At 69.9% G+C, this 7,806-nt stretch carries 8 protein-coding genes; 4 read left to right on the top strand and 4 right to left on the bottom strand.

Features of this window, described 5'->3' with window-relative positions; genetic code table 11:
- The coding region (locus H483_RS36995) for an IS3 family transposase (RefSeq protein ID WP_017838446.1) at window positions 1–412 on the top strand (412 nt) is incomplete at its 5' end.
- 25 nt (window positions 413–437) lie between these two features.
- Here H483_RS36995 and H483_RS39320 read toward each other — a convergent pair.
- Window positions 438–650, bottom strand: coding sequence for a hypothetical protein (locus H483_RS39320; RefSeq protein ID WP_152428088.1), 213 nt, complete (start codon window positions 648–650; stop codon window positions 438–440).
- Window positions 651–759: 109 nt separating this feature from the next.
- On the opposite strand from H483_RS39320, the gene H483_RS39315 reads away from it, so the two are divergent.
- Window positions 760–1,320, top strand: a complete 561-nt coding sequence (locus tag H483_RS39315) for a hypothetical protein (RefSeq protein ID WP_152428087.1) — start codon at window positions 760–762, stop codon at window positions 1,318–1,320.
- A gap of 68 nt (window positions 1,321–1,388) precedes the next feature.
- Here the strand turns inward: H483_RS39315 and H483_RS36985 are convergent, their stop codons facing one another.
- Both H483_RS36985 and H483_RS36980 read right to left on the bottom strand, forming a co-directional pair.
- Window positions 1,389–3,359 carry a hypothetical protein gene (locus H483_RS36985; RefSeq protein WP_031265329.1) on the bottom strand — a complete coding sequence of 657 codons (1,971 nt, stop codon included), beginning with the start codon at window positions 3,357–3,359 and terminating at the stop codon, window positions 1,389–1,391.
- 119 nt (window positions 3,360–3,478) lie between these two features.
- Entirely contained in the window at window positions 3,479–4,363 is an 885-nt protein-coding gene (locus tag H483_RS36980; protein WP_152428086.1) for a sulfurtransferase, read from the bottom strand.
- Between the two features lie 151 nt (window positions 4,364–4,514).
- Here H483_RS36980 and H483_RS36975 point away from each other — a divergent pair, with 151 nt between their 5' ends.
- Together H483_RS36975 and H483_RS36970 are read left to right on the top strand one after the other, a co-directional pair.
- The gene (locus H483_RS36975; RefSeq protein WP_017838442.1) at window positions 4,515–4,745 is read left to right on the top strand and encodes a type II toxin-antitoxin system Phd/YefM family antitoxin; all 231 of its coding nucleotides are present in this window, start codon (window positions 4,515–4,517) and stop codon (window positions 4,743–4,745) included.
- 5 nt (window positions 4,746–4,750) lie between these two features.
- Window positions 4,751–5,128, top strand: a complete 378-nt coding sequence (locus tag H483_RS36970) for a type II toxin-antitoxin system VapC family toxin (protein ID WP_042330321.1) — start codon at window positions 4,751–4,753, stop codon at window positions 5,126–5,128.
- 121 nt (window positions 5,129–5,249) lie between these two features.
- Here the strand turns inward: H483_RS36970 and clpB are convergent, their stop codons facing one another.
- Entirely contained in the window at window positions 5,250–7,802 is a 2,553-nt protein-coding gene (clpB, locus tag H483_RS36965; RefSeq protein ID WP_017838440.1) for an ATP-dependent chaperone ClpB, read from the bottom strand.
- Window positions 7,803–7,806 lie beyond the last annotated feature (4 nt).

Here is a 7,806-nt window from a genome sequence, read left to right as displayed (position 1 = left end):
CCTGGTCATGACTCCACTGCGGATGGCGCTGTGGCAACGCGATCGCGAGGGACACCCGATCGAACCCAAGTCGCTGGTCAGCCACTCGGACGCGGGCAGTCAATATACATCTGTAGCGTTCACTGAACGCCTCGCGTTAGAGGGTATCGACCCGTCGATCGGCAGCGTCGGGGACGCGTACGACAATGCGCTCATGGAGACGATCAACGGCCTCTACAAGGCCGAGTGCATCCGCTCGTTGATCTTCCACGACGGGCCGTACAAGACGATCTCCGACGTCGAGTACGCCACCGCCGCGTGGGTCGAGTGGTACAACAATGAACGGCTCCACTCGAGCCTGGACTACGTCCCGCCCATCGAGTTCGAGCAGAGCTACTACGCCGCTCTCAACCGAGAGCTGCAACCCACATAGGGAGCGGCGGGAAACCTGGGGCGGTTCACACCGCCGCGCTCGTGACGGTCGACCCGACCACTAAGACCAATGCCGCGGGCACCGATGTCCTCCGCATCTGGGGCGGCACCTCTGCCCGATACGGCACGAGCAACGGCACGACCACGAACTCGGGGCTGGCAAAGACCAGCAACACCTCGTTCCAGCTGCCCGGGGTCACCTTCAGCATGCGTGCGCCGAACACTCCCAGCGAGGTCATCAACTTCGGCCTCCCGGGCGCAGGGGCCGCCTCGCCGACGAACGCGCAGTCAACGCAGTTCCAGTACACGCGAGGCACCGCTAACGCCGGTACCCAGGTGGAGTGTGCCGTGAGCGCCAATGCTGCCGCACTCACCAACACGGTGATCACCAACGCCCCGTGGGTTCCGTTCGAATGGAACACCAACCTGAATGTCCAGGCTCAGCCCGGCGCCCTCGACGACGAGTCACTCGCGGTCAACGTGGTCACCTCGTTCCAGCGTCCCGCGAACGACTTCCCCGCGGGCACAATGGTCCAGATCCTCCGCGACGGTGTCGAAATCGGAGAGGTCGAGATGCCGGCGACCGGGACCACCATCTCCTTCCCGGATGACATCGCGCGCGCGGCCGACACCCAGGTGTACCGCTACACGGCTGTGTTGAACAATTCCGACGCGCTCGGCGACACCTGGGTCGGCGCGACCGCCACCTCATCGCCCATCATCGTCACCGGGACCAACCCGGGCGCAGGGGGAGGCGGCACGGGTTCGCTGGACCCCGGTTCCGTCATCAACCCGATCGACTCGGCCATCGGCGGCTCGCTCACCTCGGCCCTCTCCGGCTCGGTCGGGTACGACGTCGCACCGCTGTCGAGCCCGAACGTCACCGGTCTGCTGAGCTCGGCCAGCTGATACACCCCGCACAACCGAGAGGACCCGTCCGCGCAGACAGCGCGGTCGGGTCCTCTCGGTGCGGTAGGTCAGTCCCGGATGTCCGGGGGCAACTGGATTCGCGTGGTCTGTTCGACATCCGGGTCCACGCCCGGCCGCTCCCGGCCGGTGCCCCTCGCGTCGCCGCTGCCGGACGCGCCCTGCTCGTCCTCCGGTTCCGCGCGCCGGTGCTTGCCGCTGCCGGCCCGGGCAGGCGCGGGCGTCACCTCGGGCCGCAGCCAGACAGGGGTCTGATCGTCAGCGGGATGGGCGTGGCGTCCTCCCGTTCCCGAGTCGAGGTCGGACCCGCCGTCGATGCGGGCCGCGTCGAAACGCTCGACCTCGGTACGGATCTCGTCCTCGTCGTCCTGGGACCCCAGCGGCTTGATCCCAGATCCCCCCGTGGTCACGCCCGCGGCCAGTGGAGGGACCGAGGCGTCCTCGGGATAGGCCTGGCCGACACCGCGGGTCGGGCGGGACAGCGGCGGTCGCTCGGGAAGATGGTCCGCGGCCACGTCCCCGCGAGCCGGAACCGGCCCGGAGGGTTCCATGATCTCGGCGAAGGGATCCGGTTCCTCCGCCACGGCGGGCTCCGGGGCTGCCGCGTCATCGGCGTTGTCGGCGTCGTCGTTATCCGGGGCGTCGTTCGTGTCGTCGTCGGCCTCGTAACCGGCCTCGGCTGCCGCGTCCTCCGAGGACGTGTCGCCGCGGTCGGCCACCACGGGCACGTCCGCGAGATCGCGCGCACCCTTGCGTTCGGGGACCAACCTCAGATGCCCGGCCCGCCGGGGTTCGGGCTGCAAGGGTTCGGGCGCCTCGTCCCGTGCGTCGGGGTCGGTGGTCTGCGCGGCCACCTCCACCGGACCGTGGTGCGCGACGCCGCCTGCGTCGGCCGGATCCGACGCCTCAGCAGACGATTTTGCCGGCAATGCTTCCGGCGTCGTCGCCCCGTGGGTGGCGGTCCCGTGGGTGGCGGTCCCGACCTCGCCGTCCATTCCCACCGTGGGGTCCGCCTCCGGGCCGTCGGCGGAGCCGGGCGAACCGGGATCGATCTCGAGGGGAAGGGCACGGGCCCGTCCACCGATGGGGGGAAGCGGGGCCACGACGTCGGCCGCCGCGTGCAGAGCCATGACGACGTCGTCCCAACCGGACGGGTCGTCGACGCCGTCGACCGTCGCCGCAACCCACTCCCCTTCGGCCCAGATCCGGCGCACCTCGGCGGGGACCTCGCTGACGGCACTGGTCAGACGATCCCTGTCGATCAGAGTGAGCCTGCCGTAGTCGGAGCTCCGTGCCTCCAGCGACGCCACCTGCCCGGCATCGTGGAAGCCGGGTTCGGCGTCGACGTCGGGGCGGCTGAGGTCCAACACCACGTCCGAGGCCGTGTCGCGGCGCAGTGCGAGGACCGTCCGGCCCCCGGTGACGCCCATGATCGCCCGCCGCCCGCGGAACATGCCGTGGGACACCGTCCCCAGGGCGCTGAGACCACCAGCGAAATCGCCGTGCAGGAACTCGGGCGCCGGGGTGGGGGTCGGCTCGAACTCGCGGTCCTCCAGCCACCGCACCACCGGCGAGTCGGCGAGCGGATCGACGGCGGGCGCCGCGGGCTGCTCGGACGGGCGCGCGGTCCGCCTGCGCGCCGGGAGCAGGCCCCGGACCCGATCGAGCAGCCGGGGCGCGGAGTGCGTGGCGGGCTCGGCGTCAGAATCTGTGAGCGACTCGGTGGTGGGATCATCGGGCAGCGCGTCGGCCGGACCGACCGCCCGCTGGAACGGGGCGAGTCGCGGAGCCCCGGAGCCGTCCGGATGCCCCTCGTCGGAGTCGCTGTGATCACCCGCCGGCGGGGTGACGGGCGGGACCTCGTCGTCGGAAAGGCTGCTCGTGTCCTCCGCCGACTCGGCGACGGTCGCCGTCGTCGTCTCTCCCGCCGCGGCGCCGCGGCGTTGCCTGGCGTCCAGACGCAGGAGGAGGAGTGCCGCAGCGAGCAGCACGAGGGCCAGGAGGAACCAGAACACGACCATGTCCACAGAGGGTAGTCAGCGCTGGTGGGGTTGCCCGCCAGGCGCTGCGGCGCTGCGGCACCTGGCCGCCACCCGGGCCCAGCCGGAGACGAGTCAGAGAGACGGGTCGGCGGGACGAATCAGCGAGGGTCCTCGCCGAGGGCGATCGGCCTGCGACGGTCCGCCGACCACTGCGACCACGAGCCCGGGAACAGGCGCCCCGCCTCCAGGCCGGCCACCTCCATCGCCGCGAGCGCGTGGCAGGCGTGGATGCCGGACCCGCAGTACACGACCGTTTCCTTTCCACTGGTCACCCCCACGTCGGCGAACATCTGGCGCAGACGCTCGGCCGGCAGGAAACGGCCGGTGTCGTCCAGGAACGACGCGGTGGGCAGGTTGACCGCGCCCGGGATGTGACCCGCCCGCGAATCCATCGGTTCGGTGTGACCGGCGTAGCGCTCCGCGGCGCGGGCGTCGATGAGGACACCGTCGTCGGGACTGGTCTGCACCTCGTCGATGTCCGCGGTGCGCATGTGGTCGGCCTTGAAGGTGAAGTCGCCCCGCTCCACCGGGTTGCCCGGGCCCACGGCCAGATCCTCGCCCTCGGCGATCCACGCCTTGAGCCCCCCGTCGAGGAGGTAGACGTCCTTCTTGCCGGCCCACCGCATCAACCACCAGGCACGCGCCGCGGAGGTGTTGCCGGAGTCGTCGTAGATCACCACGCGACTGTCGTTGTTCACCCCGGCTCTGCGGAAGGAGTCCTGGAGGTCCTCGGGTGAGGGCAGCGGATGACGGCCCTCCCGGACGTTGCGTTGGCCCGAGAGCTCGGTGGGCAGGTCCACGTACTGCGCGCCGGGGATGTGGCCGGAGAAGTAGTGCTCACGGCCGCGGGCGTCGCCGAGTCGCCAGCGCACATCGAGGATCACGGGGGTGGGAAGACTCGCCACGTCGCTGATCAACTCGCGTGCCGTCACGAGAAGGGGACTGACCTGGGTGTCGGATGCGGGTGCGGTGGCTCTGGTCACGGGTCCATGGTAGACGCGTCGACGACCCAGCGGATCCCCTCATCGGGGGCTGATCGTCCACACCGGGCGGGTCGGGGCGGATACCCGACCTCACAACGGGCACACCGACGACCGATGGACTTAGTCCGACTAAGTCCATAGAATCCAGCTTATGACGACCGTGAATATCCACGAGGCGAAGACGCACCTGTCCAAGCTGTTGGAACGCATCGAGGCGGGTGAGACCATCACGATCGCGCGTGCCGGGCGCCCGGTCGCGGATCTGGTCCCCCACCGGCGGGCGGACATCGTATGGGGCGCGCTCAAGGGGCAGATCGCCTACGTCGACGCAGACCTGATGGGCCCGGACGAGGACATCATCGCGTTGTTCGACGGGCAGTGACCGGGATGCTCCTCGACAGCCACGTGGTGGTCTGGCTCATGGACGACAATCCGCGTCTCGGCCCCTCCGCACGTGAGGCGATCGCCTCCGCACCCGCAGTGCTGTGCTCGGCGGCCTCCCTCTGGGAACTACGCATCAAGCACCTCAACGGAAAAATCAGCGTGCCGACCGAATTCACCGAGTCCGTGTTCGCAGCCGGAGTGGTCGAACTGCCGGTCTCATCAGCCCATGTGGCCGCCGTCGACCCTTCAGCACTGCCCCACCGAGATCCGTTCGACCACATGCTCGTCGCGCAGGCTCGCGTCGAGGGGCTGCGATTCGTCACCGCAGACGCCGCGATCCTCGCGGCCGGACTCCCGTTCGTCGTCGACGCGAGGAAGTAGGCACTCCCCGCCTCACGGGCACCGTCGCGGGGTCGCGTCACTCCGGGATCTGCGGTCGCCCGCCACGCACAACGACACGGTCCCGACCACCATCAGGTGGTCGGGACCGTCGTTCGACGCCTCAGCCCAGCGTGAGCGACTCCCCGTCCTCGGCGAGGGAGACCCGCACGGCGTCGCCGTCGCGGATGTCGCCGGCGAGCAGCGCCCGGGCGAGCTTGTCGCCGATCGCCTGCTGCACCAGCCGGCGCAGCGGGCGGGCGCCGTAGGCGGGATCGTAGCCCCGCCGGGCCAGCCAGCCCTTGGCCGCGTCGTCGACCTCGAGGGTCAGGCGCCGTCCCTTGAGGCGCCGCGCGAGTTCGTCGATCTGGATGTCGACGATCGACTCGAGCTGCTCCTCGCTGAGCGGGTCAAAGACCACGACGTCGTCCAGCCGGTTGATGAACTCCGGCTTGAACGCGCGTTTGACCGCGTCCATCATCTGCTCCCGCGAGCCACCCGCGCCCAGGTTGGAGGTGAGCACGAGGATGGTGTTGCGGAAGTCCACGGTCCGGCCCTGGCCGTCGGTGAGACGACCGTCGTCGAGCACCTGCAGGAGGATGTCGAACACGTCCGGGTGCGCCTTCTCGACCTCGTCGAGCAGCACGATCGTGTACGGACGCCGCCGCACGGCCTCGGTGAGCTGCCCGCCCGCCTCGTAGCCGACGTACCCCGGAGGGGCACCGACGAGCCGCGAGACACTGTGCTTCTCGGAGTACTCGCTCATGTCGATCCGGACCATGGCCCGCTCGTCGTCGAACAAGAACTCCGCGAGCGCCTTGGCCAGCTCCGTCTTACCCACGCCCGTGGGGCCGAGGAAGAGGAACGACCCGGTGGGCCGGTTGGGGTCGGCGACCCCGGCGCGCGCCCGTCGGACCGCGTCGGACACCGCCCGGACGGCATCACCCTGGCCGACGACCCGGCGCGCGATCTCGTCCTCCATGCGCAGGAGCTTCTCGGTCTCCCCCTGGAGCATCTTGCCCACCGGGATCCCGGTCCAGGCGGAGACGACCTCGGCCACGTCCTCGGGCCCGACCTCCTCCTTGAGCATGGCGTTCGAGGCGGCCTCGCTCTCCTCGGCCTCGGCGAGCTGCTTCTCCAGCTCGGGAAGCCGGCCGTAACGGATCTCGGCGACGCGCGCGTAGTCGCCGTCGCGCTCGGCCTTCTCCGACTCCGTGCGCAGTGCGTCGAGTTCCTCCTTGACCTTCTGCACGCCCTGGATGGCCGTCTTCTCGTTCTGCCACCGCGCGGTCAGCTCGGCGAGCTTCTCCTTGGAGTCGGCGAGCTCGGACTGGAGCGCGACCAGACGGTCCTTGGACGCCGCGTCGGTCTCCTTCTGCAGCGCCACCTCCTCGATCTCGAGCCGGCGCACGATCCGCTCGGCGGCGTCGATCTCCTCCGGTCGGGAGTCGATCTCCATCTTGAGCCGGCTCGCGGCCTCGTCGACCAGGTCGATCGCCTTGTCCGGCAGGAACCGCTGGGTGATGTAGCGATCCGAGAGCGTGGCCGCGGAGACCAGCGCGGAGTCGGTGATGCGCACGCCGTGGTGCACCTCGTAGCGCTCCTTGAGCCCGCGCAGGATGCCGACGGTGTCCTCGACGCTCGGCTCCCCCACGTAGACCTGCTGGAAGCGGCGCTCCAGCGCGGCGTCCTTCTCGATGTACTTGCGGTACTCGTCGAGCGTGGTGGCACCGACCAGCCGGAGCTCACCGCGGGCGAGCATCGGCTTGATCATGTTGCCGGCGTCCATCGACCCCTCACCGGTCGCGCCGGCGCCGACGATGGTGTGGATCTCGTCAATGAAGGTGATGATCTGGCCCTCGGAGGCGGTGATCTCGTCGAGCACGGCCTTGAGCCGCTCCTCGAACTCGCCGCGGTACTTGGCGCCCGCGACCATCGAGCCCAGATCCAGGGAGAGCAGGGTCTTGCCCCGCAGCGACTCGGGGACGTCGCCGTCCACGATGCGTCGGGCCAGTCCCTCGACGATGGCGGTCTTGCCCACGCCGGGCTCGCCGATGAGCACCGGGTTGTTCTTGGTCCGGCGGCTCAGGACCTGGACCACGCGCCGAATTTCCGAGTCGCGGCCGATGACCGGGTCGATCTTGCCGTCCCGCGCCCGGGCCGTGAGATCCGTGGAGTACTTCTCCAGCGCCTGGTACTGGTCCTCGGGATTCTCGGTGGTCACGCGGGTGTTGCCGCGGACGGCGGTGAAGGCCTTCTTCAGTGCGTCCTCGGTGGCCCCGAGCTCGTTGAGTAGTTTGGCGGCGTCGCCCCCGGTGTGCCCCGCCGCGATGCCGACGAGGACGTGCTCGGTGGAGACGTAGTCGTCGCCCATCTCGGTGGCGAGGTTCTGGGAGAAACTGATGACGGCGAGGGCGTCGCGGTTGAAGTTGGGGGCGGCCAGCCCCGAGCCGGACGCGCTGGGGTAACTCGCGGTGAGGGCCTGCGCCTGGCTCAGCGCCAGCTTCGGGTCCACGCCACAGGCCTGGAGCAGGGGCGTGGCGATCCCGTCCTGCTGCTCGAGCAGTGCCACGAGGAGGTGGCCCGGACGGACATCCGGGTTCCCTGCCGCCGAGGCGGATTGGACGGCGGCCGACAGAGCCGCCTGGGTCTTGGTCGTGGGGTTGAACTGGCTCATCGAC

The sequence above is a fragment of the Dietzia sp. UCD-THP genome, assembly GCF_000349585.1.
In the GTDB taxonomy this organism is placed as follows: Bacteria; Actinomycetota; Actinomycetes; order Mycobacteriales; family Mycobacteriaceae; genus Dietzia; species Dietzia natronolimnaea_A.
Note: the sequence above shows the minus strand (reverse complement) of the source record. Positions and strands in the feature narration are given on the sequence as shown.

Coding starts and splice junctions, on each gene's coding strand:
- H483_RS39320 (WP_152428088.1), bottom strand. CDS start 650: ATGACCTCGCTGGGAGTGTTCGGCGCACGCATGCTGAAGGTGACCCCG.
- H483_RS36975 (WP_017838442.1), top strand. CDS start 4,515: ATGACGACCGTGAATATCCACGAGGCGAAGACGCACCTGTCCAAGCTG.
- H483_RS36970 (WP_042330321.1), top strand. CDS start 4,751: ATGCTCCTCGACAGCCACGTGGTGGTCTGGCTCATGGACGACAATCCG.
- clpB (WP_017838440.1), bottom strand. CDS start 7,802: ATGAGCCAGTTCAACCCCACGACCAAGACCCAGGCGGCTCTGTCGGCC.
- H483_RS36985 (WP_031265329.1), bottom strand. CDS start 3,359: ATGGTCGTGTTCTGGTTCCTCCTGGCCCTCGTGCTGCTCGCTGCGGCA.